This is a genomic window from Paraburkholderia sp. GAS448 (assembly GCF_050435685.1).
Lineage (GTDB): Bacteria > Pseudomonadota > Gammaproteobacteria > Burkholderiales > Burkholderiaceae > Paraburkholderia.
Genome location: NZ_JBNDKT010000015.1, coordinates 104049 through 128593, shown reverse-complemented (window position 1 = coordinate 128593; position 24545 = coordinate 104049). Strand labels below are relative to the sequence as shown.

Sequence of the window (24545 nt, the reverse complement as noted above, 5' to 3'; positions counted from 1 at the left end):
GTCATGCCTGGAATGAATTACCCGGGTTGCCTGAGCGAGCCGCCCGCGCTGTCGGACGCGGCGATCGCGCCACGCACGTTGCCGAACAGCTGCATGACCCGGGTCACGTTGTTGTAGTTCATGCCGCTGGCCGTCATGACAGACAGGCCGCGCTGAAGTTTAACCGGCTTTTCGGTCTCGATCACATCGTCGTTGACCAGCACGCGGAAATGCTCGGAGTCGGCCTGCATGGCCGGGTCGCCGTTCCCGGCGGCGCGCAGGATCCGCGCATTGTCGTACATGTTGACGATGGACGCGTCGGCGTTCACCGTCCCGCGTTCTCCGGTCGCCGTGACGATCGGCTTGCCCGGCTGGAACGCGCGGATGGCGGGATTGGTGAGATCGCTGTTTTCGTCGTCTTCGTAGTGCACGAGGTGCGTCGCGGTCAGGCGATATTGCGTCGCGCCCGACTGGTCGAGCTCGGACACCGAGAAGTTGTCGGCGAAGTAGTCTGGTGTGTGCGACTTCTGGTGCGGCGTTCCTTCATTCGGAGGCGGCAGCGTCGCCTGCAGCAGCCAGTATGTGACGCCGGCGAGCGCTGCCATCGTGACGAGCGGAATCAGCGAGGTCAGGCGGAACCGGTTCATCCGACAAGGCCCTGCTGCGCGCCACTGCACGCCGCGGCGAGCAACGCGTCGTAGCGGTGCTGCGCACGCAGCAGCGCGTCGCACACTTCGCGCACGGCGCCGTGGCCGCCGCGCGCTTCGCTCACCCAGTGGGCGCGCGCGATCACTTCCGGATGCGAATTGGCGGGCGCCGCCGCAAAGCCGACTTTCAGCATGACGGCGAGGTCGACCCAATCGTCGCCCATATAGCCGCAGACGTCGGCCGTGAGCCCCGTCTGCTGGAGCAGGTCGGCGAACGCGGCGGGTTTGTTCTCAATGCCCTGGTACAGATGCGTAATCTTCAGTTCCTTCGCGCGCGCCGCGACGATGCCCGATTTGCGGCCGGTGATGATCGCCGTGTCGATGCCGGCTTCACGCAACAGCTTCGCGCCGTGGCCGTCCATCGAGTTGAACGCCTTCATCGTGTCGCCTTCGGCCGTAAACATCAGGCTGCCGTCGGTCAGCACGCCGTCGACGTCGAAAATCATCAGCTTGACGCGGCTTGCGCGTTCAGTGGCGGTAAGCGGGGCGGCCATCAGATCACCTTCTTCGAGAACAGGTCGTGCATGTTGAGCGCGCCGATGAGCTTGCCCGTTTCATCGACGACCAGCATCTGATTGATCCGATGCCGCTCCATCAGTTCCACCGCCTCGACCGCCAGCTGGTCCGGACCGATCGTGCGCGGGCCTTTCGTCATCACGTCTGCGATCTGCAGTTCGCGGAAGTCGCCCGTCCGTTCCAGCACACGGCGCAGGTCGCCATCGGTGAAAATGCCCCGGACGTGGTCGTTCGTATCGACGATCGCCGTCATGCCCATGCGCTTCGCCGTGAGCTGGAAGAGCGCGTCGCGCACGGTGGCTTCGAGCGTCACCTTCGGGATCTCGTCGCCGCTGCGCATCACGTCGCGTACATAAGTCAGGAGACGCCGGCCGAGCGAGCCGCCTGGATGCGAGCGGGCGAAGTCATCGGCGCCGAAGCCCCGGGCGTCGAGCACCGCGACCGCGAGCGCATCGCCGAGCGCGAGCGCGGCGGTCGTGCTGGCGGTCGGCGCGAGGTTCAGCGGACAGGCTTCCTTGCTGACGCCGGCGTTCAGATGCACATCGGAAAGCTGCGCCAGACTCGAAGCCGGCCGCCCGGTGATGGCGATCAGCTTCGCGCCGAGACGCTTGATGAGCGGCAGGATCGCGATGAGTTCTTCGGATTCGCCTGAATTGGACATCGCGACGAAGACGTCGTCAGCGGTGACCATGCCGAGGTCGCCGTGGCTTGCTTCGGCCGGATGCACGAAGAACGCGGGCGTGCCCGTGCTCGCGAGCGTGGCCGCGAGCTTGCGGGCGATATGCCCGGATTTGCCGATGCCGGAGACGACGACGCGCCCGCGGCAGCTAAGGATGAAGTCGATCGCCTCGACAAAACCGTCGTCGAGTTGATTGCGAAGCGCGCGCACGGCGTCCGCTTCGATGTCGAGCACGTCGCGAGCGAGCGCGAGTGCCCGGTCGCCATTGATTTTCGCTATCATTCGCGGAGTATAGCAAAGGCGTTTGTTCGCCGCGCCGGGCCAAACCTTCCCGGCCGTTGCCTTCACAGGCCCCATAACCTTGTCGCACGGGCGTTTTCCTGCGACGGTTCCGCTGACGAACGAGGACGCTTTCTTCGATGCGCCTTTCCCAATGATTTCCCCGCTCGAAATGACGCTCTTCCTGCTGCTGGCTTCAGTGGCGGGGGTCGTTCTGTTCCGGTATCTGAACCTGCCGCCGATGCTCGGGTATCTGACGGTCGGCATCGTCGTCGGTCCGCACGCGTTTGGGATCGTGCCGGATTCGGCGGGCGCGCAGAATCTGGCCGAATTCGGCGTCGTGTTCCTGATGTTCTCGATCGGGCTGGAGTTTTCGCTCTCGAAGCTGCGCACGATGAGCCGGGTCGTGTTCGGCCTCGGCCTCTTGCAGGTGCTCGGCACGATTGCCGTCGCGCTCGCGCTCGGCTATGTGGTGGAACGCTGGGTGCACATCACGTGGGAGGCGAGCGTCGCGCTGGGCGGTGCGCTGGCGATGTCGTCGACGGCTATCGTCAGCAAGATGCTCGCGGAGCGCCTCGAAATCGAAACTGCACATGGCCGCAACATTTTCGGCGTGCTGCTGTTCCAGGATCTGGCCGTGGTGCCGCTCCTCATCATCATCGCGGCATTCGGCCGCGACTCGACCCACCTCGTCCAGGCGCTCGGTCTCGCGGCGGTCAAGATCGTCGTCGCGCTGTCGGTGCTGCTGATCGTCGGCCAGCGTTTCATGACGCGCTGGTTCAATGTGGTGGCGCGGCGGCGCTCGCAGGAACTGTTCATCCTGAACCTGCTGCTCGTCACGCTCGGTTGCGCCTTCATCACCGACAGGTTCGGCCTGTCGCTCGCGCTCGGCGCGTTCATCGCCGGCATGTTGATCGCCGAGACGCCTTACCGCCATCAGGTCGAAGAGGACATCAAGCCGTTTCGCGACGTGCTGCTCGGCCTCTTCTTCGTGACGACCGGCATGCTGCTGAATCCGCGCGTGATCTGGGAGCATCCGTTCATCGTGCTCGGCTTCCTGCTCGGGCCGGTGCTGCTGAAGGCGGTGATGATCACCGCGCTGTCGCGGCTTTTTGGCGCATCGGCGGGTGTCGCGATGCGCACCGGTATCGGTCTTGCGCAGGCGGGCGAGTTCGGCTTCGTGCTGCTGAACCTGATTCTCGACAAGCATCTCGTCGATCCGACGTTGTTGCAGGCCATTCTTGCATCCATGCTGCTGTCGATGCTGGCCGCGCCGTTCCTGATCCAGAACGCGGATCGCATCGTGCTGAGGCTTTCGTCGACAGAATGGATGCAGCAGTCGTTGCAGATGACGCGCATCGCGACGCAGAGCCTGAAGCAGAGCGGGCACGTGATCATCTGCGGTTACGGCCGTGCCGGGCAGAATCTCGCGCGCATGCTTGAACAGGAAGGTCTTTCGTACGTTGCGCTCGACCTCGACCCCGATCGCGTAGCGGCTGCCGCGGCGGCCGGCGAGTCGGTGGTGTTCGGCGATGCAGGGCGGCGCGAGTCGTTGCTGGCGGCCGGTATCCATCGTTGCGCGACGGTGGCGATCACTTACGCGAACACGCCGTCCGCGCTGCGCGTGCTGCATAACATCCACGAACTCGAACCGACGCTGCCCGTGATCGTGCGCACCGTCGACGATGCCGAACTCGAGAAGCTGCTCGCAGCAGGCGCGACCGAAGTGATCCCGGAGATTATCGAAGGCAGCCTGATGCTGGCATCGCACACGCTCGTGCTGATGGGCGTGCCGATGCGGCGCGTCGTGCGGCGCGTGGAGGAAATGCGCGATGCGCGTTACAGCATGCTGCGCGGCTATTTCCACGGCGCCGACGACATGGAAGACGACGACGGTCCCGAGCAGGTGCGGCTACAATCTGTGCCGGTCGACGAAAAGGCCGACGCGGTCGGCCGCACGCTCGCGGAGCTTGGCCTGTTCGAACTGGGCGTCGAGGTGACGGCGATTCGCCGCCACGGGATTCGCGGCGTCGAGCCCGACCCCGAGACGCGTCTGCGTGCGAACGACATCGTCGTGCTACGCGGGCTGCCCGAGGCGCTGGCCGAGGCGGAAGAGCGGCTGTCGAAACATCGGCGCGCGGGCGCGGCGCTCGCCTGACCCCCTGAACGCCGGGCGGCCTGACGCCGCCGGACTACACTGAACGGCCCTACTGCGGCCATCAAACTGGAATACCGGGAGACATCATGTCCAATGCGCCTGCCAATGCGTCGCTCAACGCGCCTGTCGGCGCGCCGCTCGACGCAGCCGGGTTCGTGAGAAGCCAGATCCGGACGGTGTCTGACTGGCCGCAGCCAGGCGTGCAGTTTCGCGACATCACGCCGCTCCTGCAGCATCCGAAAGCGATGCGCGTGCTGATCGACCTGTTCGTGCTGCGCTACATCGATGCGAAGCTCGACTACGTCGCGGGCCTCGACGCGCGCGGCTTCATCATCGGGCCGATTCTCGCGTACGAACTGAACCTTGGCTTCATCCCGATCCGCAAGGTCGGCAAGCTGCCGTACAAGACGGTATCCGAGTCGTATCAGCTCGAATACGGCTCGGCGACGGTGGAGATCCACGAGGACGCATGCGGGCCGGGCGACCGCGTCGTGATCGTCGACGACCTGATCGCGACCGGCGGCACGATGATGGCCGGCAAGAAACTGCTGGAGCGCCTTGGCGCGGTGGTGGTGGAGGGCGCGGCGATCATCGATCTGCCGGAACTGGGCGGCGCGCGTCTGCTGCGCGAGGCGGGCCTGCCGCTTTACACGGTCACCGAGTTCGGCGGCCACTGACGCTCGCCGCGCACATCCAGAACGGAGACTTCGAACGATGCCCAATTTCCTTCTTTTTCTTGCGACGTCGGTCGCGATCACGCTGGCGCCCGGCCCGGACAACCTGCAGGTTCTCGCGCGCGGCATCTCGCAGGGGCGCGCGGCCGGCTTCGTGGCCGCACTTGGCTTTGCCGCGGGCGTGACGTTTCACACGACGCTTGCAGCGCTCGGCGTGGCCGCCTTGCTGCGTTCGTCGCCCATGGCGTTTCAGGCGATCAAGCTGGCGGGCGCCGCGTATCTGATCTGGATCGGCATCAAGGCACTGCGCAGCCAAGGGCTCGCGACGGCGCATGAGCGTCCGCCGCAGCCGCTCCTGTCGGTGTTCCGGCAGAGCGTGCTCGGCAACATCATGAACCCGAAGGTGACGCTCTTTTTCATCGTGTTCCTGCCGCAGTTCGTCGACCCGCACGGCGCGCAGGGCGTCACGCTGCAAATGCTCGAACTGGGCCTGTTGTTCATGCTGCAGACGGTCGTCATATTTTCATTGTTCGGTGTCTGTGCGGGCATGATCGGAAGCTGGCTGCGACGCCGCCCGCGGCTTGGCGTGTGGCTCGACCGCCTCGCGGGCGCGACCTTCATCGCGATCGGCATTCGCGTTGCGTTGCGTGACTGAGGTGGGAGCGGCCATGACTTTGCCTTGCATCAGCGCGGCGCGCCGCTTCGACGCACACGCGCACCAGCCGTTCTGGATCGACGCGCAGCAGGTTGGCTGGATCCGCGCGAGCGACGTGCCGCTGCTCACGCGATGGCCCGATGTATTCGATATCGACGGTGCGGGCGTGACGCTGTCGGCGCGGTTCAATACGGTGGATCTGCGCAGCGCGGCACTGGGCGCCGTGATCGGCGCGCTCGCGGCGGATGGCCGGATTCCCGGCTGGCGCGACGAGACCTATGCGATCCGCAATGCGTTCGATGCACCGCCGCTCGCGTACATCGAGCGCGCGGCGTCGCGCTTCTTTGGCACGATGACGTACGCGGTGCACCTGAACGGCGTCGTAGAATATGACGACCGCGCGCCGCAATTGTGGATAGCGCGCCGCAGCGACACGAAGACGACCGATCCGGGCATGCTGGATAACGTGGTCGCAGGTGGCATCGGCTGGGGCTTCGGTATCGAGGCGACCCTCATCAAGGAGTGTTGGGAAGAAGCCGGCATTCCGGAAGATATTGCCGCTCGCGCGGTGGCGGGGCGCACGGCTCACGTGTTGCAGTCGATCCCCGAGGGCACGCAGGCCGAGCAGATTTTCATCTACGACCTTGCGTTGCCGGTCGATTTCGCGCCGCGCAATCAGGATGGCGAAGTGGGCGAACACCGGCTCGCGCGCATCGACGAAGTGGCGCGCTGGATCGAAGAAGGCGCAATGACGGTCGATGCGAGCCTCGCGACGCTCGATTGCCTGCTGCGTCGTCGCTGGATCGACGAGGAAGCCTGTGCGGGTATTGAGGCACTGTTTTTGCCGCTGGTTTTCTAGCGTCCGGGGGCGTGCGCTGCACGGCCACCCTGAGCTGAACAGAATTGAATTGATTTCGGATTGAAGAAGGGAGTCACCCAGGTCATGTCGACCGAACACAGCTTTATTCTCAAACTGTCGTGCGCCGACCGGCCCGGCATCGTCCATGCGGTGTCGGGCTTTCTGTTCGAGCGCGGCAGCAACATTCTCGACTCCGCGCAGTTTGGCGACAGCCATACCGGCGAGTTTTTCATGCGTGTGCATTTCCAGCAGGTCGGCGGCGATCCGGGGCTCGACGTGTTGCGTGAATCGTTCGATCCGCTGGCGGAGCAGTTCGGCATGCGCTGGGAGTTGCACGACGCGTCGGTGAAGCCGCGTGTGGTGATCATGGTGTCGAAGATCGGTCACTGCCTGAACGACCTGCTGTTCCGCTATCGCACCGGGCAGCTGGGAATCGAGATTCCCGCGATCATTTCGAATCACAAGGAGTTTTATCAGCTGGCTGCCGGCTATGACATTCCCTTTCACCACTTTCCGCTGACCGCGTCGACGCCGGATGCGAAGGCTGCCCAGGAGGCGCGGGTGCTTGAAGTGATCGATGAGCACAAGGCGGATCTGGTGGTGCTTGCCCGCTATATGCAGATTCTTTCACCGCAGTTGTGCGATCGGCTGGCGGGTCGGGCGATCAATATTCACCACTCGTTCCTGCCTAGCTTCAAGGGGGCCAAGCCGTACTATCAGGCTTTTGATCGTGGCGTTAAGTTGATTGGTGCGACTGCGCACTATGTGACTACGGATCTAGATGAAGGTCCCATCATTGAGCAGGAAGTCGAGCGCGTTGATCATAGTATGACGCCGGAGCAGCTCACCGGAATTGGCCGCGATGTTGAGTGCGTGACGCTCGCGCGGGCTGTCAAGTGGCATGTCGAGCATCGGATTGTTTTGAACGGCAGCAAGACGGTGGTGTTCAGGTAATTGCTGCGCGGGCCGTGAGGTTTGGCTGTTTGCCGGGAAGGCGAGCCGTCTCACACCAACCGAAGATAAATCAGCTCCCGCTTGATATAAGCATAAAAAATAGGAGCAGCGATCACGCCGGTAATACCAAAAGCTGCTTCCATCACAAGCATGGCAATGAGCAATTCCCATGCGCGAGCCTCGATCTGACCACCAACAATCCGTGCATTGAGAAAATACTCAAGCTTGTGAATCAGGATCAGAAACACAAGCGACATGACAGCAGCCGGAAAGCTCACCGACAAGGCAATCGCAACGATCAGCGTATTGGAGACCAGATTCCCGATCACCGGTAGCAAGCCGACAATGAACGTCACGAGCACAAGCGTCTTCGACAACGGCAGCCGCTGATGAAACAGCGGCAAAACCAGCAGCAGGAACAAGCCAGTAAACGTCGCATTGATCGAGGAAATCTTGATCTGCGCAAAGACAATGCGCCGAAACGCATCAGCAAACCGCGCAACGCGCGTGACAAACGCGGTCGACAGCGGCAAGCGCTGCATCTGCCGCTGGGCACCGACCGCGATGATCGCCCCGATGATCATTCCGATCACGACATGCCCGAAAATCCGCGCCGCGCTCTTGCCACCCTGTTGCAGCATATTCGCGTGCTCATGCATCAGCATGGTCGCCTTGGTCTTCATCTGCTCGGTGTCGACCGGCAGATAGCTGGCGACCGCAGCCGGAATCCGGCCGCGGGCCTGGTCGACCAGCTGCATCATCTGTTCGAGCAGTTTCTGCACGCTCGGCACGTCTTGCTCGAAATGTTCGATGATGCCGATCGTAAGGCCCGTCAGCCCGCCGACGATCACGGCCGACAGCAGCACGACCGATATCCACCGTGCCCAATGACTCGACACGCGCCGCTCGATGAGCGGCGAAATCGTATGGACAAGCTGGTAGACGAGCATGCCCGCGAGCAGCGCGCCCAGGAGCCCCAGCTCCAGCACGGCCCACATCGCCAGGAGCGCGACGGCGTAGCTGCCGATCTCCACGGCAGACAGTTTCGGCAGGCTCATATCGCTCGTCAGCCTGACCGGGCGCACGCGCAGATCCTCCACCTGCCCTTTTTCGGACGCCTGGTTTCGCTTGGTCATGGCTTTCCCGTCTTCTACCTATGGTGATTCGCAGGCTTTATTTTGTGGCGGCGGCCTGACGCTTGAGTAGCGGCGCCAGATACTTTCCGGTAAAACTTGCCCTCGACCTCGCCACCTGCTCCGGCGTGCCCTGGGCAATGATCTGTCCGCCGCCCGCGCCACCTTCCGGCCCGAGATCGATCACCCAGTCGGCGGTTTTGATCACGTCGAGATTATGCTCGATGATGACGACCGTATTGCCCTGATCGCGTAACCGGTGAATCACTTCCAGCAGCAACGCGATATCGTGGAAGTGCAGACCGGTCGTCGGTTCGTCGAGGATATACAGTGTGCGACCGGTATCACGCTTGCTCAGTTCCAGCGAAAGTTTGACGCGCTGGGCCTCGCCACCCGACAGCGTCGTTGCCGACTGCCCCAGCCGGATGTAGCCGAGACCCACATCCAGCAGCGTTTTCAGCTTGCGCGCCACCACCGGCACCGGTTTGAAGAACTCATAGGCGTTCTCGACCGTCATGTCGAGTACTTCGCTGATGTTCTTGCCCTTGTATTGAACGTCGAGCGTTTCGCGGTTGTAGCGCTTGCCGTGACAGACGTCGCACGGCACGTACACGTCCGGCAGAAAGTGCATCTCGACCTTCAGCACGCCGTCGCCCTGACACGATTCGCAGCGCCCGCCCTTCACATTGAACGAAAAGCGCCCCGGGTCGTAACCACGCTCTTTGGCGGCCGGTACGCCCGCGAACAGTTCACGGATCGGTGTGAAGAGGCCCGTATAGGTGGCAGGGTTCGAGCGCGGCGTGCGGCCAATCGGCGACTGGTCGACGTTGATGACTTTGTCGAAATGCTCGAGGCCTTCGATTGCCTCGTGCGGCGCCGGCTCGGCGGCCGAGCCGTAAAGGTGATGGGAGACCGCGTGATACAGCGTGTCGTTGATCAGCGTCGACTTGCCGGAGCCGGATACGCCTGTCACGCAGGTCAGGAGGCCCACCGGCAGGTCGAGCGTGACGTGCTTCAGATTGTTGCCGTACGCCTCGACGATGCGCAGCCGCCGTTCGTCGGGTTGTTTGCGGTCGTCCGGATACTCGATTCGCCGGGCGCCCGACATGTACTGCCCGGTCATCGACGCCGGGTCTGCCTGCACCTGTTTGGGCGTGCCTTCGGCGATCACCATGCCGCCGTGTTCACCGGCGCCCGGACCCATGTCGACCACGTAGTCGGCCATGCGGATCATGTCCTCGTCGTGCTCGACGACGATCACCGAGTTGCCCAGGTCGCGCAGATGCTTGAGCGTCGAAATCAGCCGGTCGTTGTCGCGCTGGTGCAGGCCGATCGACGGTTCGTCGAGGACGTACATCACGCCTGTCAGGCCCGAGCCGATCTGCGACGCGAGACGGATGCGCTGCGCCTCGCCGCCCGACAGCGTTTCCGCGCTCCGTTCAAGCGACAGGTAATCCAGCCCGACATTATTCAGGAACATCAGGCGCGCGACGATTTCCTTGATGACCTTGTCGGCGATCTCGCGCTTGGCGCCCTGGAGACGCAACGTCTGGAAATAGCCGAGCGTATCGCGCAACGGCCAGCCGCTCACTTCGTAAATGCCGCGCGCGTCGCCGTCGGCGCCGATGCGCACAAAACGCGCTTCCCGACGCAGGCGCGTGCCTTCGCAGGCGGGGCATGCCTGGTTGTTCTGGTATTTGGCCAGTTCCTCGCGCACCGCGACCGAATCGGTCTCGCGATAGCGCCGTTCCAGATTCGGGATGATCCCTTCGAACACGTGCTCGCGAATCGATGTGCGGCCGCGCTCGTTCATGTACGAGAACGGAATGGTCTCCTTGCCCGAACCGAACAGCAGGATCTTGCGGACCTTTTCCGGCAGGTCTTCGAAGGCGACGTCGATGTCGAACTCGTAGAACGCGGCGAGGCTCTGCAACATCTGGAAGTAGAACTGGTTGCGCCGGTCCCAGCCTTTGACCGCGCCCGCCGCCAGCGACAAGGACGGATGCGCGACCACCCGCTTCGGATCGAAGAAGGTGATCTGGCCGAGACCGTCACATTCCGGACACGCGCCCATCGGGTTGTTGAACGAGAAGAGTCGCGGCTCCAGTTCCTGCAGTGAATATGAACAGATCGGGCAGGCGAACTTCGAGCTGAACAGATGTTCCTTGCTGGTATCCATTTCGAGCGCGATCGCGCGGCCGTCGGCGAGGCGTAGCGCCGTCTCGAACGATTCGGCGAGACGCTGCTTCATGTCGGGGCGCACTTTCAGACGGTCGACGACGACGTCGATCGTGTGCTTGTCGTTCTTCTTCAGCTTCGGCAGCGAATCCACTTCGTAGATCTTCGCGACACCTTCGTTTGCCGTGCCGCCGCCCGAGCTCACGCGAAAGCGGATGAAACCCTGCGCCTGCATCTCCTCGAACAGCTCGACGTGCTCACCCTTGCGGTTCGCCACAACCGGCGCAAGGATCATCAGCTTCGTTTCCTCCGGCAGCGCGAGCGCGGCATCCACCATTTGCGAGACGCTTTGCACCTCGAGCGGAATTTCGTGGTCGGGGCAATACGGCGTGCCGACCCGCGCGTACAGCAGGCGCAGGTAGTCGTGAATTTCGGTGACGGTGCCCACCGTGGAGCGCGGATTGTGCGACGTGGCCTTCTGCTCGATCGAAATGGCGGGCGACAACCCCTCGATCAGGTCGACATCGGGCTTTTCCATCAGTTGCAGGAATTGCCGCGCATAGGCGGACAGACTTTCGACGTAGCGCCGCTGTCCTTCCGCATAGAGCGTATCGAAGGCCAGCGATGATTTGCCTGAGCCGGACAGGCCGGTAATCACGATGAGCTTGTGACGCGGCAAGTCGAGATTGACGTTCTTCAGGTTGTGGGTGCGTGCCCCACGGATACGGATTTGTTCCATGAACCTGGCGGAAAGAGGAGAAGGCTAAACCTGCTACTATAACGACTTTTCGAGACCGTCGTTACAGCTTCCTGACAGCGTCCGAAAGGCGCGAGGCAGGTTGTAAATGCCGCGGTCAGGCGCCGCGGCGAACGGGTTTCAGGCCTCACATCTGGGGATGTTTCCCGCGACTGCAAGGCAGCAGCGTCGCGCTGTTCGAAGCGCCGCGCCGTATGTTGCAGGCCACCCGCGTTACGCCACCCGTTCATTCGAATATCGTTCCCGATGTCCAATCCGTCCGCCACATCTTCACGCATGAGCGCGCCTGAACTGCGCGCGACCGTGTCGCTCGCAGGGATTTTCGCGCTGCGCATGCTGGGTCTCTTCATGATCATGCCGGTGTTTTCGATCTACGCGAAAACGATTCCCGGCGGCGACAACGTGCTGCTCGTCGGTATCGCGCTGGGCGCGTACGGCGTCACGCAATCGCTGCTCTACATTTTCTACGGCTGGGTGTCCGACAAGGTTGGCCGCAAGCCGGTGATCGCCACCGGCCTGCTGATTTTCGCGCTCGGCAGTTTCGTCGCGGCGGGTGCGCACGACATGACATGGATCATCGTCGGGCGGGTGATTCAGGGGATGGGCGCGGTGTCGTCGGCGGTGATCGCGTTTATCGCCGATCTGACCGCCGAAGAGCATCGCACGAAGGCCATGGCGATGGTCGGCGGCAGTATCGGCGTGTCGTTTGCCGTGGCGATTGTCGGCGCGCCGATCGTGTTCCACTGGGTCGGCATGAGCGGGCTGTTCGCACTCGTCGGCGTGTTTTCGATCCTCGCCGTCGGTGTCGTGCTGTGGGTCGTGCCTGATGCGCCGAGGCCCGTGCACGTACGCGCGCCGTTTGCGGAAGTGCTGCATAACGTCGAACTGCTGCGCCTGAATTTCGGTGTGCTCGTGCTGCACGCCACGCAAACCGCGTTGTTCCTCGTCGTGCCGCGCATTCTCGAGGCGGGCGGCCTGCCGGTCGCCTCGCACTGGAAGGTGTATCTGCCGGTGATGGGGCTTGCGTTCGTCATGATGGTGCCGGCCATTATCGCGGCGGAAAAGCGCGGCAAGATGAAGGCGGTATTACTCGGTGCGATTGCACTTATCCTGATCGGCCAGTTGTTGCTGGGCCTCGCGCCCCATACCATTCTGAGTGTGGCGGCGATCCTTTTCGTCTACTTCCTCGGCTTTAACGTGCTCGAGGCGTCGCAGCCGTCGCTGGTGTCGAAGCTTGCTCCCGGAACCCGCAAGGGCGCGGCCGCCGGCGTGTACAACACCACCCAGTCGATCGGGCTTGCAATGGGCGGCATGCTGGGCGGATGGCTGCTGAAAGTGGACGGACAAAGCGCCGTGTTTTTTGCGTGTTCGGCGCTGGTGTTGTGCTGGCTTATAATCGCCGCAAACATGAAGCAGCCGCCGCGCAAGGCGTAGCAGAACTTACCCGGCGGATGGCTGCGGCGCAGTTTTCGATCTTCGGTCAACAGGACCCTACGATGAAAATGATGCGCTGCCGCCCCGCCCGAAACGGAATCAACTGGAGAAACTCATGGCATCCGTGAACAAGGTCATTCTCGTCGGCAATCTCGGAGCCGATCCCGAGGTCCGTTATCTGCCGAGCGGCGACGCTGTGGCCAACATCCGTCTCGCGACGACTGACCGCTACAAGGACAAGACATCAGGCGAAATGAAGGAAGCGACGGAATGGCATCGCGTGTCGTTCTTTGGCCGCCTCGCGGAAATCGTGAACGAATACCTCAAGAAGGGTTCGTCGGTGTACATCGAAGGCCGCATCCGCACGCGCAAGTGGCAGGCGCAGGACGGTACGGACCGGTACTCGACGGAGATCGTCGCTGAGCAGATGCAAATGCTGGGTGGCCGCGGCGGTTCGATGGGCGGCGGCGGTGACGACGGCGGTTATAGCCGTGGTGAGCCGTCAGAACGTAGCGGCGGCGGTGGCGGCGGTCGTGCTGCTGCGGGCGGCGGTGCTCAGCGTGGCGGTGCCGGCGGCGGTGGGTCGAGCCGTCCGAGCGCGCCGGCTGGCGGTGGGTTCGACGAGATGGATGACGATATTCCGTTCTAATTCCCGTAACCGAAAAGTGTAAAGACCGACCCCGCTCCACAGCGGGGTTTTTCTTTTATATCCGTTTCCCGCTCTCGCCTATGCGACCCCGTTCCCCGGACTCAACCCGACATACCGCGCGCGTGGTCTGATCAGCCGCCCCGTCGCAACCTGCTCGAGCGCATGAGCAATCCAGCCGGCGCATCGACCGAGCGCGAACAATGTGAGCGGTGCGCTGGAAGGCAACCCGCAAGCGGCAGTCAACGCGGCGAGTGCGAAGTCGACATTGGGCCGTTCGCCAACCAGCCGCTCCACCCAACCCGCAAGTTCACCGTACTCGGATGGCACATCGATCTGCTGAAGCAGCGCTGCGGCGCGCGGATCGCCGTCCGGATAGAGCGGATGGCCGAAAGCGGGAAAAGGGCGTCCCTGCGCCAGCCACTCGCTTACCGCGGCTTCACCTCCCGAACGGGTCGACGCGTCGATCAACGCCTTCACCGATGCGGACGCACCGCCGTGCAACGGTCCGGTGAGTGTGGTGAGTCCGGCGAGCACAGCCGCCGATAGCGACGCGCCGGTGGAAACGGTGACGCGAGCCGCGAACGTCGACGCATTGAGTTCATGGTCGGCCAGCAGCACAAGTGCGCGCCGGATGACGTCGTCATGTGCCTGACAACGCCAGGCCGCCGCGATTCGCTCGCTCAATGAACGGTCGGCGCGCGAGCGTCGCAGCGCGCCGCCCAGCATCGCGTGCGCGAGCGTCGCGTAGACGTCGCTCGCCTCGCTGCGAAGAATCACAGGCGCGCGCCCAAGTGACGGCAAGTCGCCACCGCAGCGCTCGGCCAGCGATATGAGCCCTGCCTTCAGCGGTCCCGCAGGATCGGCGGCGGAAAGCCTGGCCGGCGCCAGCGCATGCGAGGGCGATGCATCGAGCCGGATCGTCTCGCCTTCCCACAAAAGCCCGGCCACTTCCTCCAGCGTTGCGTGCGCGGAAAGCTCGACCGCATTGCGGCCGCGATACCAGAGTTGTCCGCTGGAGATTGTCGATATCGCCGACGGCAGTATCGGGTCGCCCCACTCGATCGCCTCCGCCGACACGGCTTCGACCTTGCGCCGCCCGTGAGGCCGTTTCGCGAGACGCAGAACATCGTCGCGGTGATAGACGCTGCGGCGGGGATCCTTCGCATCGCGCCGCGCGCGGATCTTTCCGCGGCTGACGTTCGCATACAGCGTCTGCGGGCGCACGTTGAGAATCTTCAGCGCATCGTCTGCGGTGATCCACGTCATGATCGTCTCATGTTGATGATTTATATCAAGATTGACATCAACTTTAGCAGATCTAAGATGCCAGAAAACGAGGAGGGTCACATGTTGCTGAAGGATCATTTCGATACGTTCGCGCGCTACAACGCATGGGCGAACGCGAGGCTGTATTCGGCGGTGAGCGAGTTGGGCGAAGCCGACTATCGGGCGGACCGTGGCGCGTTTTTCAGGTCGATACATGGCACGCTGAACCATCTGCTTGCGACTGACCGCATCTGGCTGCAGCGTTTCACCGGCGTGGGCGATGCGCCGGACAGACTCGATGCAATTCTGTTCGAGCGCTTCGACGAACTGCGCCGTGCGCGCGATCAGGAAGACCGGCGCATTTCCGCGTACGTTTTATCGCTGGATGAGGCGGCGCTGGATGGCGTCATCACGTATCAGAGGGTGTCGTCACCGGAGGTAAAGACGCAGGCAGTGGGGCCCGGGCTCGCGCACTGGTTCAATCACCAGACGCATCATCGCGCGCAGGTCCATGCGATGCTCACCGGCCTTGCTGGCAAGGCACCGGCACTGGACCTGCTGGTGTATCAGCGGATGTGGGCCGAAGGGCTTACGTGAAGTGAAGTTCCGGACTGTCGGCGGCGGGCGGAAACACACACCACTGACCGTCTGCATGCCTGAAGAAGAACAGGGCGCGTGACCCGGCGGGCAACGACGTCTCGACACACACGTAACGTCTGCGACCCCGCCGTGTGCGGCTGAACTGGGTCACATGAACCGGAATCGTTGGCCCCGGTGCAAGCCATTTCTCGACCTGTCGGCGCAGGGACTGCTCATTGGAGTTTTTCATGTTGGGCTCCAGCAAACACATCCTGACGCGTACTGCGTGAATCTTCTTGTGGGTCCACAGGTTCCTGCTCTTTTTCATTCAGGAGGCGATCCAGCTCTTCGCTGGCCGCTGCCGCCCTGAGCATCCGGCAATTGGCTGAATGCCTCATGTCGGAAAGCAGATGAACAAGTTGCCGCGCTGTTCTGCGTTTCATGGCTACCTCCCCGCACCGCACACCAAACTTAAGAAAGCACTTTAACTATAGGTCCGAACTGGCCGCTGCTGTTAATGTTTGGCAAAATAGCAACAACTGGCGTTGTATCGGGCGCGGGCTTTTGTCTGTCCACGCGTCTTCAATGTGCTCGTGCGACGCGTCACGGTCTGTACGCTCCCGAGCGCAAAAAACACAGCTGTTGACTGAAATTCTTTGACGCTCAACCGTATTGGGCTGCCTCTGTCTGTGTATCGACAGAACCTTCGTTATCTTTAACAAAGCATGTTTCGTTCCTGCTTTGTTCTCGTCACGACGAGACGTGAAGTTTCGCGCGGCTGCTGCCGCTCCGGCTAACCGGGCGACGCCCGTTACGCTGGAACGTCGCGTACAGGCCCTAGCGGTTCAGATGCATTAGCGCATCGCGCATCGGCTGGCTTGAGATGACGATCGGACCGGTAAACGGCGTATCGAGATCGACGATTACATAGACCGCCGAAGCAATCGACAGTGCGCCGAGTGTGATCGTCACCAGTGCGAGAGCATTGCGCGGCGCAATCAGACCGAACGACAGGAAGATCACGAACAGCCAGAAGGTCAACGTCTTGAAGAACGGTTGCGAAATCGAGCTGTGCGCTTCCTCGATCAGCTTCCAGCGAGCCTGTCTCAGGGCGATGAACTGCGCGAGACTGTCATCGGCCAGACGTTGGTGAAACGCGTCGCGCGGGCTGAGCCCGCGGATCTCGCGTTCGATCGTATCGAGCATGTCTCCGAGGGTGACGCTCTCCAGCTGCTCGGGGTTGCCACCCTGCGAGATGTCTTTGGGGTAGTCGTTGCCGGGAGGAAGCGGCTCCTGCGGCCACGTCGACGCGATGGCGGCGGCGGTGTAGGCGCGCAGCAGAGTGCGGGCCCGATCCGTATCCGGACCGTAGTCACGCAGTCTGACGTTCAGCTGGATCAGGTCGGCGGCGTAGGCGCGGAAATCGTTGCTGGCGGTGTCGAAGCTGGCCTTGGCGGAGGCGGTCATCAGACCGAGCACGAGCGCCGCGAACGTGACCAGCATGCCGATCACCAGTTGAATCAGCTGTACGGTTTCGTGCGCCTTATGCTCTTCGGGCAGCATCGGCCGGACGAGAACGCCTACGCCGGTGCCCGCCAGAAGCAGGATGAACACGATCAGCGCGGACACCACCTCGGCCATGCGCGTGGCCTCCAGGGAAAGGACGCGAAAAGCGATGCTTCGCTACTTTCCACTAACGTGGCGGCGCGGGCAAGCCCGGATATCGGGGAATTCAATGAGACGTCGATGCACGCTGCACGCCATGCGGCGCGTTGGCACTCGAATCAACGCACCGGCTGGCCACTGCGTTCCGGATACCAGGTTGTGCGAGACGTGAACATCAGCGCGCCAACGCGTCGACGATCTGCTGGGGCGTGAAGGCAGCCGTCGCTTTCCCATGCGTCGAAAAACGTTTGCAATCGCCAAATGAGATGGTTATTGTATGCAAAATTCAAAATTACGTACGGCGGTAGAGGATATGGCGAAACTTCAACGTTCCCCCGCTGCCCGGCTCGCTCGCGGGCAGCGAAGCGGGTCTCATCAAGGCAGGCGTGCCGCATCGTCCGGGCGGCGCGCAGGCTGTAATCGATTTCCTCGCCAGCAAGGAGGCGTATCACCATGACATCGATGGAATCTCTCGCGGCGCGCCTTATCGAAGCGCGCCACACGCACACGCTGATCGACAGCCTCCCCGAGGAGCTGAAACCTGTCAGCGCCGCTGACGCGTATCTCGTGCAGCGCCTCACCATCGCCGGCCTCGGCGGCGGCGCGGGCTACAAGATCGGCGCGAAGTCGCCAACCGATGAGCCGCAATGCGCGCCGCTGCCGGCATCGAAGGTGTTCGGCGCCGCCAACGGCGTGCAGCGGGCCGACTATGCGCGCACCGGACTCGAACTGGAGATCGCGTTCAGCTTTGCCACCGACATCGACCGCACGTTTGCCGAACGCACCGGCGACATTCTCGATGCGATCGACACGATGTCAGTCGTGGTCGAGGTAGTCGACAGCCGTTTCAAGGCGTGGCCGCAGGTGGACAAGCTCGCGCAGTTGGCGGACCTGCAGAACAACGGAGCGCTCGTGACCGGCGACACGGTTCGTTACGACCGCCGCTTCGACTTCGTCGCACCTGAGGTCCGCTTTTATTGCGGCGAGCAGGAAATCTTCAGCGGACGCGCGAGCAATCCGGCAGGCGATCCGCGCCGGCTGATCGTGTGGCTCGTCGGGCGGGCGTTGCAGGCTGGACAGACGATTCCCGCGCGCTCGATGCTCACCACGGGCTCGTACACCGGGATGTACTTTCCCGAGGGACCGGACAGGGTGCGCGGCTCGATCGAAGGCATCGGCAGCATCGAGTTCGATCTCACCTGACAGGAACAGCGAACGCAGAAAATTTTCAGGTCCAACCTGCTCGCGAAGAGACGACCGCGGAGTATGTGTAAGTTCGCGACCCGTAAAGTTTTCTGCAATCGCGCCGACAACCAGTCATGTTGCGTCCGCTTAACATAAAAGGCGGACGGCGCAGGGCAGCCGGGGTGTCGCGCGGCGATCACGGCGCCGCGCACCTGCGCGCCCGAACCTGCCGGGCGGCACCATGGAGACGAAAGCATGTTGAAGAACCTGTCGATTCGCGCGTACCTGAGCCTGATGATCGCCTTCTTCGGGGTCGTACTGCTCATCGGCGCGGCAGCTGGCCTGTTGTCGCTGCGCGCCAGCAACGAATCGCTGCAACAGATGTACACGGTCGATACACCCGCGGTCGCGGATCTCGAAGGCAGCGCCGGGCAGTTGCTGCGTCTTCGGCTGGCGCTTGCGACGTATGCGTCGCTGGTCGACCTGAACGACCAGGACGGTGCGAATGCGGTGCTGAAGCGCTTTGACCAGTATCTGAAACTGTCGAACGATCGCCTTGCCCACTATCTGAGCCGCGCGGGTACGGACCCGGACGAGCAGCGCCTCATCAAGGACATGCAGGACAAGCGCGACGCGTTCCTGCACGAAGGGGTCGATCCGGCGCTCGCGGCGTTGAAGACCGGCGACAGGACTGCCTTCCAGCAACTGCAGGCGCACCAGCTGCCGGCGCTGTATAACGGCTATGAAAAAGCCATGCTCGTGCTGGAGAAGCTGCAGCTCGACCATGGCGAACAACGCTACGAGGACGCGCAGGACCGCTTCAACATGGTCAGCATTGCCGTCGCAGTGGGCATGTTGCTGACGTTGCTCTTCGCGTGGTTCGGCCGGGTCGCGCTGGTGCGCGCCATCGTGCATCCGGTCAACGCCACGATCGCGCAGTTCCAGCGCATTGCGGACGGCGACCTGACGGGCCGCGTCGCGGTGAACGGCGACAACGAAATGGGTCGCCTCGCGGCCGCCCTGCGCAAGATGCAGGACTCGCTGATTGCGACGGTCAACACGGTGCGCAGCGGCACGGAGTCGATCGATACCGGCGTCAGCGAAATCGCCTCGGGCAACGCCGACCTGTCGCAACGCACCGAAGAGCAGGCGGCCTCGCTTGAAGAAACCGCTGCGAGCATCGAGGAACTCACTTCGACGGTCAAGCAAACGGCCGAAAACGCGAAGCAGGCCAGCTCGCTGGCGCAGGGCGCATCGACACTCGCGGCGCAGGGTGGCGACCTGACGCAGCAGGTAGTGGGCACGATGAGTCAGATCGTCAGCGACTCGCGCAAGATCGGCGACATCATCGGCGTGATCGAAGGCATTGCGTTCCAGACGAACATTCTCGCGCTCAATGCGGCAGTCGAAGCGGCCCGTGCCGGCGAGCAGGGACGCGGCTTCGCGGTTGTCGCGAGCGAAGTACGCTCGCTCGCCCAGCGCAGCGCCGCTGCGGCGAAGGAGATCAAGGGCTTGATCAGCGATTCCACGGCGCGCGTCGAAGAGGGCGAGGACCTGGTCCAACGCTCGGGCACGACGATGACGGAGATCGTCAACGCGATCGCCCGCGTCAGCGCAATCATGAGCGAAATTGCCGCGGCGGCGTCGGAGCAGAGCACCGGTATCGATCAGGTCAATCTGGCCGTCGCCCAGATGGACGAGGTGACGCAGCAGAACGCGGCGCTCGTCGAACAGGCTGCGGCTGCTGCCAGTTCGCTTGAAGACCAGGCGCGGCGTCTCACAGCGGCGGTCGCGGTGTTCCGCACCGATGCAGGGTCGGCGGCCAGCGCGCACGCCCGCCTGAAGGAACGTCCGCGTGGCGCGGCGCGTCTTCCGGCGCCGGCAGCGTCCTGATCGCAACAGACTCCCGCACGGTGCGCCCGCTCCCGGCGGCGTGCCGGGCCGACTTCCGCGCGGCAGCGCCCGCACTAGCTGAAAAGTCGCGTGAGCGCCGCACGCGCGTTGGTGACGAGTTCGGTCTCGCCGATCCGGCCCGGCAGCAGATGAAACTCCACTGCCGGTAGCACCGGAAGGCGCACCGTCGGCGCACACGCCGCGAGACCTGCACCGATCGACGACTCGTTCAGGCACGAGATTCCGAGGCCCGCCTTCAGGGCCAGCTGAAGCCCCGCTACGCCCGATGCCGAATGTGAAATCAGATACGGCACCTTGCGTTCGTCGAGCAGCTTCACGACAAAGCGCTGCAACTGGCAAGTGCCCGGTAGCAGCACGAGCGGATACGGCGTCGAGATGCGTGGGTCGGCGTCTACCGACGTGACCCACACCAGCTTCTCGCGCCGGATCACTGAACCCTTCAACCGTCCGCTGCCCGCGACCACGCGACGGCTGTCCGGCGTGACGATCCGCAACGAGAGACCGATGTCGAACGTCGCGTCGTCGCCGGCGCTGCTGTCGATGACCGCGCTCGGCAGCACCGTCACATGCAGACGCAGACGCGGATGCTGTTCCGAAAAGCTTTTCAGCACGCGTGCGATTTCGTGCGGGCGATAGTAGTCGGTGATTGCGATGCGCAGTTCGCCGTCGAGCGATCGTCCCTGCAGGTCTTCGAACGCCGCCTCGCTCATCGCGATGATCCGGCGCGCGTGTTCCAGCAGCTTCGTGCCGGCGGGCGTCGGGGTGACGCCCTGCTTGCTGCGTACGAAAAGCGGCTGGCCGGCGCGATCCTCGAGCTTTTTCAGCTGTTCGCTTACCGATGACTGAGACAGGAACACCCGCTCCGCTGCCGCCGAAACCGTGCCGGCTTCCGCCACCGCAACGAAAGTGCGCAGCTGGCCAAGATCGAATCCGCGCTGGCTCATGATTCGGAATCTCCGATGGAAGTCATCTTATTTTCCCGCTTTTCCGATAGATAATCCAGCCGTAGCATGACCTCGATTCGATCGCTTGGGGAGGTCATATGGGCAGCAGTTTGTTGCAGGCCGCGCGTGAGCCGCGCGGGCGCAGGCATCGGTGGAAGGTGCTGGGTGTCGGCTTTGCGGCGAATGCGAGTTTTTCCGCGGCTTTTTCCGGCATTCCAACGACCGCTGTGTTTATCCGTTCGGGCTATCACGTCGGCAACCATGAACTCGGCATGCTGTTGGGCATGCTCGGGCTGGGCATTGCGGTCAGCGAGTTGCCGTGGGGGTTGCTGACCGATCGCTGGGGTGACCGGCGCGTGCTGCTGCTGGGTCTGGGATTGACGGCGGCGGCGCTCGCTGCGATGGCTGCCTTCGTTTCACCTGGCGCCGCGCATGCGCCGGGTGTCGTGGCGCTCGCGGTGGGGCTGTTGCTGGTCGGCGTGCTCGGCGGCAGCGTCAACGGCTCGAGTGGCCGGGCGGTGATGGCGTGGTTCCGGGAAGGGGAACGCGGCTTTGCGATGAGCATCCGGCAAACGGCAGTGCCCGCAGGCGGGGGCCTCGGCGCGTTGATGTTGCCGACGCTGGCCGCGTGGCACGGTTTTACGGTCGTGTACAGCGTGCTGGCTGGTCTGTGTGCGCTCACGGCTGCGTTCGCATGGCTCTGGTTGCATGAGCCGCCGGCCGTCAAGCCTGCCGCGGGTGCTGCGACCGCCGCCGCGCCGCTCGCGGGTGAACCGGCTAGCTCGCCGCTGCTCGACATCGGTATCTGGCGCATGGCGCTCGGAATGGGCGTGCTGTGCGTGCCGCAGTTGTCGGTGATTACGTTTGCCACCGTCTTCCTGCATGACTTCAGTCATGCGGGCGTGTTGATCACCAGCGTGACCATGGCGGCGGTGCAGACCGGTGCGGCGGTGATGCGCGTCTGGAGCGGACACTGGACGGACCGTCGGGGCAACCGCCGCGCCTACATGCGTGCGTGCAGCCTGATTACCGCGCTGGTTTTCGCGCCGCTCGCGCTGCTAGCCGCGGGTGTGCCGGCGCCGCATCCGTTGATGGCGTTCGTGTTCGCAGCGATGATCGTGCTGGGCGGCGTCTGTGCGTCGGCATGGCATGGTGTGGCCTATACGGAGCTCGCGACGCTTGCAGGCACCCATCGCGCCGGCACCGCGCTGGCGATCGGCAACACGTGCGTGTTCATGACGATGTTTCTGACGCCGCTCGCGATTCCGCTGGTTCTGTCGGTTGGTTCATGGCCGGCTGTCTGGGCGATGGGCAGCCTGTGCGCGCTGATTGCGCTGCCGGTCTTTCCGCGCGCGGCGGTCGCGAGGTGCGTGGCGCGGGCCGGTGCATGAGCGTGCGTTCGATCCCGCAAGGGCGTGCCTTGCAATGACTCTTATGAAGCGCGATGCGCAGCGTCTCCGTCCGTTGAACGCCAGCGGGCGGCTGCGGCAGTCGGACAGGCGATGAACTGCCGCGCTCGCGCATTGACACGACGTGTGTCCTCTGCACGCGGCTTGTGTCACATGCAGACGGGGGCGGCTCGACATTGCCTGTCCGCCCCTGGCCAAATGGCCACTTTTCATCCGATTCAGAAATCTCCAATACCTGGTCTCCGCACGCGGTGGTCTGATTAGGCGCGCCTCTCCTGCCGCGGGTCCCCGAACGACGCGGCGGGCAGGCTTCCTCGCAGTGCGTTGCCTGACGCGCTGCATACCGGCACCGATATGGAGAGAACATGGTCAACCTTCGAGTCGTCCTGGCGGACGACCATCCTTTCGTCCTGATCGGCGTGCGCGCGGCGCTTGAGCTGCACGACGGCATTACCGTCGTGGGGGAGGCCTCCGGTCCCGCGTCGCTGATCGAGCTGCTCCGTACCACGGCCTGCGACGTGCTCATTACCGATCTGACAATGCCGGAGCCGGGAGCCTTTGGCGAAGACGGTCTGCGTCTCATACGGCGCGTCCGCCGCGACTGGCCTTCGGTGCGTATCGTCGTGCTGACGGGTCTCACGAACGCGGGCATCCTGCGCTCGATCATGGCCGATGGCGTGCCTGGCGTACTCAACAAGATCGAGTCAATGGAAGAACTGGCCGCAGCGGTCCGCGCTGCGGGACTCGGCCGACCCTACGTCAGCAAGTCGATTCGCGACACGCTCGCGCAGGCGGGCACCGGGGCAACCGCCCTCGCATCCGTGCCGCGACTGTCGCCGAGAGAAACCGAAGTGCTCGGTATGTTTATGCGCGGTCTGACGATCAGCGAGATCGCGCGCAAACTCGACCGCGACGTGCGAACCGTCAGCCGGCAAAAGCGCGATGCGATGGCGAAGCTCGGCGTGAACAACGATCCGGGTCTCTTCGCGTTCGTACGCGCGCACGGCATGGGTTGAAACCACATTCGATCACGGCGCCAGTCATGAGAGCGCAACGAGACTGAAGCCATTTAAGAGCAATCTTATGTCTGTCGGGTAGCAAATACCTGATTCTCGTCATGTCAGGTCGACTGCCCTGCAAAAGGGCCATCGGCGTGCAAGACCTGCGGAGAAGAGATTCATGACTGACTGTCACGGTGTCGCTGCACCGATACCACCGATACCACCAATACCACCGATACGCGCCCTCATCGCGGACGACCATCCCCTTATCCTGCTTGCGATGGAGAACCTGCTGTCGGGTTTTCCGAACATGGAAATCGTCGGCCGCGCATCGGATTCGAATGAACTCTTTGCCGAGGCGGAACGCGTGGCGTGCGATCTGGTCGTGATGGATCTGCACATGCCAGGCGGCGCGCACGGAGGTGGAATCGAGACGGTCGGACGCTTCAGGGCGCGCTTCCCGCAGCTTGCGCTGGTGGTTCTCACCATGGAGTGCGAGGCCGACGCGTTGCAGAAGGCGGTTGCTTTCGGCGCGAATGCGGTGATCAGCAAACGCGATCGCATTGACCTGATTCACGTTGCGATCGTTACGGCGCTTGCGCGCGAGAGCTATCTCGGTCCGGCCGTGCGGACGCAGCTGGCGGACGCATCGCGGGAGCGGCGTCTCGATCAGGTTCGCCAGTTGCTCTCGCGGCGGGAGATGGAGGTCTTCACGCAATACGCGGCGGGGCTGGGTGTGACGGAAATCGCCACGCGGCTGGGGCGCAGCGTCAAGACGATCAGCGCGCAGAAATGCACTGCGATGAAAAAGCTCGCACTGCATAGCGATGTCGAGTTGTTCCGCTTCGCAGTGGACCACGGCGTGGTGGCCGACGCTCTCCCCCAGAATATGCGGTGACCCGGCGCTTCGGTGCATCGGTCGATATCCAGCCGCTATCGGGAACCGCGAGACACGGACTGGGCCGGGGCCG

General features: G+C 63.4%; 23 protein-coding genes. 13 read left to right on the top strand and 10 right to left on the bottom strand.

Going from position 1 to position 24545, the window contains the following annotated elements:
* Positions 1–17: 17 nt before the first annotated feature.
* From lptC to kdsD, 3 genes are read right to left on the bottom strand one after another with little or no spacing between them, the layout of a single operon-like run.
* Positions 18–626 carry an LPS export ABC transporter periplasmic protein LptC gene (gene lptC, locus P3T23_RS25715; RefSeq protein WP_429318929.1) on the bottom strand — a complete coding sequence of 203 codons (609 nt, stop codon included), beginning with the start codon at positions 624–626 and terminating at the stop codon, positions 18–20.
* Positions 623–1180, bottom strand: a complete 558-nt coding sequence (locus P3T23_RS25710) for a KdsC family phosphatase (RefSeq protein WP_429318928.1) — start codon at positions 1178–1180, stop codon at positions 623–625. Before P3T23_RS25710 ends, lptC begins: the two co-directional genes overlap by 4 nt.
* Positions 1180–2163 (bottom strand): arabinose 5-phosphate isomerase KdsD, encoded by a 984-nt coding sequence (gene kdsD, locus P3T23_RS25705; protein WP_429318927.1) that lies wholly within the window; start codon positions 2161–2163, stop codon positions 1180–1182. The genes P3T23_RS25710 and kdsD overlap by 1 nt, the downstream gene beginning before the upstream one ends.
* Positions 2164–2314: 151 nt before the next feature.
* On the opposite strand from kdsD, the gene P3T23_RS25700 reads away from it, so the two are divergent.
* From P3T23_RS25700 to purU, 5 genes are all read left to right on the top strand, one after another.
* Complete coding sequence (locus tag P3T23_RS25700; RefSeq protein WP_429318926.1) at positions 2315–4318, top strand: cation:proton antiporter; 2004 nt, start codon at positions 2315–2317, stop codon at positions 4316–4318.
* A gap of 86 nt (positions 4319–4404) precedes the next feature.
* A complete protein-coding gene (locus tag P3T23_RS25695) occupies positions 4405–4995 on the top strand; it encodes an adenine phosphoribosyltransferase (protein WP_429318925.1) in 591 nt (196 codons plus the stop codon).
* 37 nt (positions 4996–5032) lie between these two features.
* On the top strand, positions 5033–5647 hold the full coding sequence (locus P3T23_RS25690; RefSeq protein WP_429318924.1) for a LysE family translocator: 615 nt from the start codon (positions 5033–5035) through the stop codon (positions 5645–5647).
* Positions 5648–5660: 13 nt separating this feature from the next.
* Positions 5661–6506 carry an NUDIX hydrolase gene (locus P3T23_RS25685; RefSeq protein WP_429318923.1) on the top strand — a complete coding sequence of 282 codons (846 nt, stop codon included), beginning with the start codon at positions 5661–5663 and terminating at the stop codon, positions 6504–6506.
* Between the two features lie 84 nt (positions 6507–6590).
* Positions 6591–7460: a formyltetrahydrofolate deformylase gene (gene purU, locus P3T23_RS25680; RefSeq protein ID WP_429318922.1), complete on the top strand. Its 870-nt coding sequence runs from the start codon at positions 6591–6593 to the stop codon at positions 7458–7460.
* 50 nt (positions 7461–7510) lie between these two features.
* Here purU and P3T23_RS25675 read toward each other — a convergent pair whose 3' ends face one another.
* Positions 7511–8596, bottom strand: a complete 1086-nt coding sequence (locus P3T23_RS25675) for an AI-2E family transporter (RefSeq protein WP_429318921.1) — start codon at positions 8594–8596, stop codon at positions 7511–7513.
* Positions 8597–8633: 37 nt separating this feature from the next.
* Positions 8634–11510: an excinuclease ABC subunit UvrA gene (gene uvrA, locus P3T23_RS25670; RefSeq protein ID WP_429318920.1), complete on the bottom strand. Its 2877-nt coding sequence runs from the start codon at positions 11508–11510 to the stop codon at positions 8634–8636.
* 264 nt (positions 11511–11774) lie between these two features.
* Between uvrA and P3T23_RS25665 the strand changes: the two genes are divergently transcribed.
* Together P3T23_RS25665 and P3T23_RS25660 are read left to right on the top strand one after the other, a co-directional pair.
* Positions 11775–12962 carry an MFS transporter gene (locus tag P3T23_RS25665; protein WP_429318919.1) on the top strand — a complete coding sequence of 396 codons (1188 nt, stop codon included), beginning with the start codon at positions 11775–11777 and terminating at the stop codon, positions 12960–12962.
* A 115-nt stretch (positions 12963–13077) separates the two neighbouring features.
* The gene (locus tag P3T23_RS25660; RefSeq protein WP_429318918.1) at positions 13078–13611 is read left to right on the top strand and encodes a single-stranded DNA-binding protein; all 534 of its coding nucleotides are present in this window, start codon (positions 13078–13080) and stop codon (positions 13609–13611) included.
* A 78-nt stretch (positions 13612–13689) separates the two neighbouring features.
* Here P3T23_RS25660 and P3T23_RS25655 read toward each other — a convergent pair whose 3' ends face one another.
* Positions 13690–14877 (bottom strand): citrate synthase family protein, encoded by a 1188-nt coding sequence (locus P3T23_RS25655; RefSeq protein WP_429318917.1) that lies wholly within the window; start codon positions 14875–14877, stop codon positions 13690–13692.
* An 81-nt stretch (positions 14878–14958) separates the two neighbouring features.
* On the opposite strand from P3T23_RS25655, the gene P3T23_RS25650 reads away from it, so the two are divergent.
* Entirely contained in the window at positions 14959–15474 is a 516-nt protein-coding gene (locus P3T23_RS25650; protein WP_429318916.1) for a DinB family protein, read from the top strand.
* Here P3T23_RS25650 and P3T23_RS25645 read toward each other — a convergent pair.
* The 3 genes from P3T23_RS25645 to P3T23_RS25635 all read right to left on the bottom strand — a co-directional run bounded on the left by P3T23_RS25645 (position 15467) and on the right by P3T23_RS25635 (position 17097).
* On the bottom strand, positions 15467–15706 hold the full coding sequence (locus P3T23_RS25645; protein WP_429318915.1) for a hypothetical protein: 240 nt from the start codon (positions 15704–15706) through the stop codon (positions 15467–15469). The genes P3T23_RS25650 and P3T23_RS25645 overlap by 8 nt on opposite strands.
* Positions 15690–15899, bottom strand: a complete 210-nt coding sequence (locus tag P3T23_RS25640) for a hypothetical protein (RefSeq protein WP_429318914.1) — start codon at positions 15897–15899, stop codon at positions 15690–15692. Before P3T23_RS25640 ends, P3T23_RS25645 begins: the two co-directional genes overlap by 17 nt.
* 394 nt (positions 15900–16293) lie before the next feature.
* The gene (locus tag P3T23_RS25635; protein WP_429318913.1) at positions 16294–17097 is read right to left on the bottom strand and encodes a hypothetical protein; all 804 of its coding nucleotides are present in this window, start codon (positions 17095–17097) and stop codon (positions 16294–16296) included.
* A gap of 477 nt (positions 17098–17574) precedes the next feature.
* On the opposite strand from P3T23_RS25635, the gene P3T23_RS25630 reads away from it, so the two are divergent.
* Together P3T23_RS25630 and P3T23_RS25625 are read left to right on the top strand one after the other, a co-directional pair.
* A complete protein-coding gene (locus P3T23_RS25630; protein ID WP_429318912.1) occupies positions 17575–18324 on the top strand; it encodes a 2-keto-4-pentenoate hydratase in 750 nt (249 codons plus the stop codon).
* 237 nt (positions 18325–18561) lie between these two features.
* Positions 18562–20199 carry a methyl-accepting chemotaxis protein gene (locus tag P3T23_RS25625; protein WP_429318911.1) on the top strand — a complete coding sequence of 546 codons (1638 nt, stop codon included), beginning with the start codon at positions 18562–18564 and terminating at the stop codon, positions 20197–20199.
* A 74-nt stretch (positions 20200–20273) separates the two neighbouring features.
* Here P3T23_RS25625 and P3T23_RS25620 read toward each other — a convergent pair whose 3' ends face one another.
* Positions 20274–21164 (bottom strand): LysR family transcriptional regulator, encoded by an 891-nt coding sequence (locus P3T23_RS25620; RefSeq protein WP_429318910.1) that lies wholly within the window; start codon positions 21162–21164, stop codon positions 20274–20276.
* Between the two features lie 98 nt (positions 21165–21262).
* Here P3T23_RS25620 and P3T23_RS25615 point away from each other — a divergent pair, with 98 nt between their 5' ends.
* The 3 genes from P3T23_RS25615 to P3T23_RS25605 all read left to right on the top strand — a co-directional run bounded on the left by P3T23_RS25615 (position 21263) and on the right by P3T23_RS25605 (position 24472).
* Positions 21263–22555: an MFS transporter gene (locus P3T23_RS25615; RefSeq protein WP_429318909.1), complete on the top strand. Its 1293-nt coding sequence runs from the start codon at positions 21263–21265 to the stop codon at positions 22553–22555.
* A 383-nt stretch (positions 22556–22938) separates the two neighbouring features.
* The gene (locus P3T23_RS25610; RefSeq protein ID WP_429318908.1) at positions 22939–23589 is read left to right on the top strand and encodes a response regulator; all 651 of its coding nucleotides are present in this window, start codon (positions 22939–22941) and stop codon (positions 23587–23589) included.
* A 163-nt stretch (positions 23590–23752) separates the two neighbouring features.
* Positions 23753–24472: a response regulator gene (locus P3T23_RS25605; protein ID WP_429318907.1), complete on the top strand. Its 720-nt coding sequence runs from the start codon at positions 23753–23755 to the stop codon at positions 24470–24472.
* The last annotated feature ends 73 nt before the right edge of the window (positions 24473–24545 follow it).

Excerpts from the sequence above, each read along its gene's own strand:
- lptC (WP_429318929.1), bottom strand. The coding sequence starts at position 626 with ATGAACCGGTTCCGCCTGACCTCGCTGATTCCGCTCGTCACGATGGCA.
- P3T23_RS25710 (WP_429318928.1), bottom strand. The coding sequence starts at position 1,180 with ATGGCCGCCCCGCTTACCGCCACTGAACGCGCAAGCCGCGTCAAGCTG.
- kdsD (WP_429318927.1), bottom strand. The coding sequence starts at position 2,163 with ATGATAGCGAAAATCAATGGCGACCGGGCACTCGCGCTCGCTCGCGAC.
- P3T23_RS25700 (WP_429318926.1), top strand. The coding sequence starts at position 2,315 with ATGATTTCCCCGCTCGAAATGACGCTCTTCCTGCTGCTGGCTTCAGTG.
- P3T23_RS25695 (WP_429318925.1), top strand. The coding sequence starts at position 4,405 with ATGTCCAATGCGCCTGCCAATGCGTCGCTCAACGCGCCTGTCGGCGCG.
- P3T23_RS25690 (WP_429318924.1), top strand. The coding sequence starts at position 5,033 with ATGCCCAATTTCCTTCTTTTTCTTGCGACGTCGGTCGCGATCACGCTG.
- P3T23_RS25685 (WP_429318923.1), top strand. The coding sequence starts at position 5,661 with ATGACTTTGCCTTGCATCAGCGCGGCGCGCCGCTTCGACGCACACGCG.
- purU (WP_429318922.1), top strand. The coding sequence starts at position 6,591 with ATGTCGACCGAACACAGCTTTATTCTCAAACTGTCGTGCGCCGACCGG.
- P3T23_RS25675 (WP_429318921.1), bottom strand. The coding sequence starts at position 8,596 with ATGACCAAGCGAAACCAGGCGTCCGAAAAAGGGCAGGTGGAGGATCTG.
- uvrA (WP_429318920.1), bottom strand. The coding sequence starts at position 11,510 with ATGGAACAAATCCGTATCCGTGGGGCACGCACCCACAACCTGAAGAAC.
- P3T23_RS25665 (WP_429318919.1), top strand. The coding sequence starts at position 11,775 with ATGTCCAATCCGTCCGCCACATCTTCACGCATGAGCGCGCCTGAACTG.
- P3T23_RS25660 (WP_429318918.1), top strand. The coding sequence starts at position 13,078 with ATGGCATCCGTGAACAAGGTCATTCTCGTCGGCAATCTCGGAGCCGAT.
- P3T23_RS25655 (WP_429318917.1), bottom strand. The coding sequence starts at position 14,877 with ATGACGTGGATCACCGCAGACGATGCGCTGAAGATTCTCAACGTGCGC.
- P3T23_RS25650 (WP_429318916.1), top strand. The coding sequence starts at position 14,959 with ATGTTGCTGAAGGATCATTTCGATACGTTCGCGCGCTACAACGCATGG.
- P3T23_RS25645 (WP_429318915.1), bottom strand. The coding sequence starts at position 15,706 with ATGAAAAACTCCAATGAGCAGTCCCTGCGCCGACAGGTCGAGAAATGG.
- P3T23_RS25640 (WP_429318914.1), bottom strand. The coding sequence starts at position 15,899 with ATGAAACGCAGAACAGCGCGGCAACTTGTTCATCTGCTTTCCGACATG.
- P3T23_RS25635 (WP_429318913.1), bottom strand. The coding sequence starts at position 17,097 with ATGGCCGAGGTGGTGTCCGCGCTGATCGTGTTCATCCTGCTTCTGGCG.
- P3T23_RS25630 (WP_429318912.1), top strand. The coding sequence starts at position 17,575 with ATGACATCGATGGAATCTCTCGCGGCGCGCCTTATCGAAGCGCGCCAC.
- P3T23_RS25625 (WP_429318911.1), top strand. The coding sequence starts at position 18,562 with ATGTTGAAGAACCTGTCGATTCGCGCGTACCTGAGCCTGATGATCGCC.
- P3T23_RS25620 (WP_429318910.1), bottom strand. The coding sequence starts at position 21,164 with ATGAGCCAGCGCGGATTCGATCTTGGCCAGCTGCGCACTTTCGTTGCG.
- P3T23_RS25615 (WP_429318909.1), top strand. The coding sequence starts at position 21,263 with ATGGGCAGCAGTTTGTTGCAGGCCGCGCGTGAGCCGCGCGGGCGCAGG.
- P3T23_RS25610 (WP_429318908.1), top strand. The coding sequence starts at position 22,939 with ATGGTCAACCTTCGAGTCGTCCTGGCGGACGACCATCCTTTCGTCCTG.
- P3T23_RS25605 (WP_429318907.1), top strand. The coding sequence starts at position 23,753 with ATGACTGACTGTCACGGTGTCGCTGCACCGATACCACCGATACCACCA.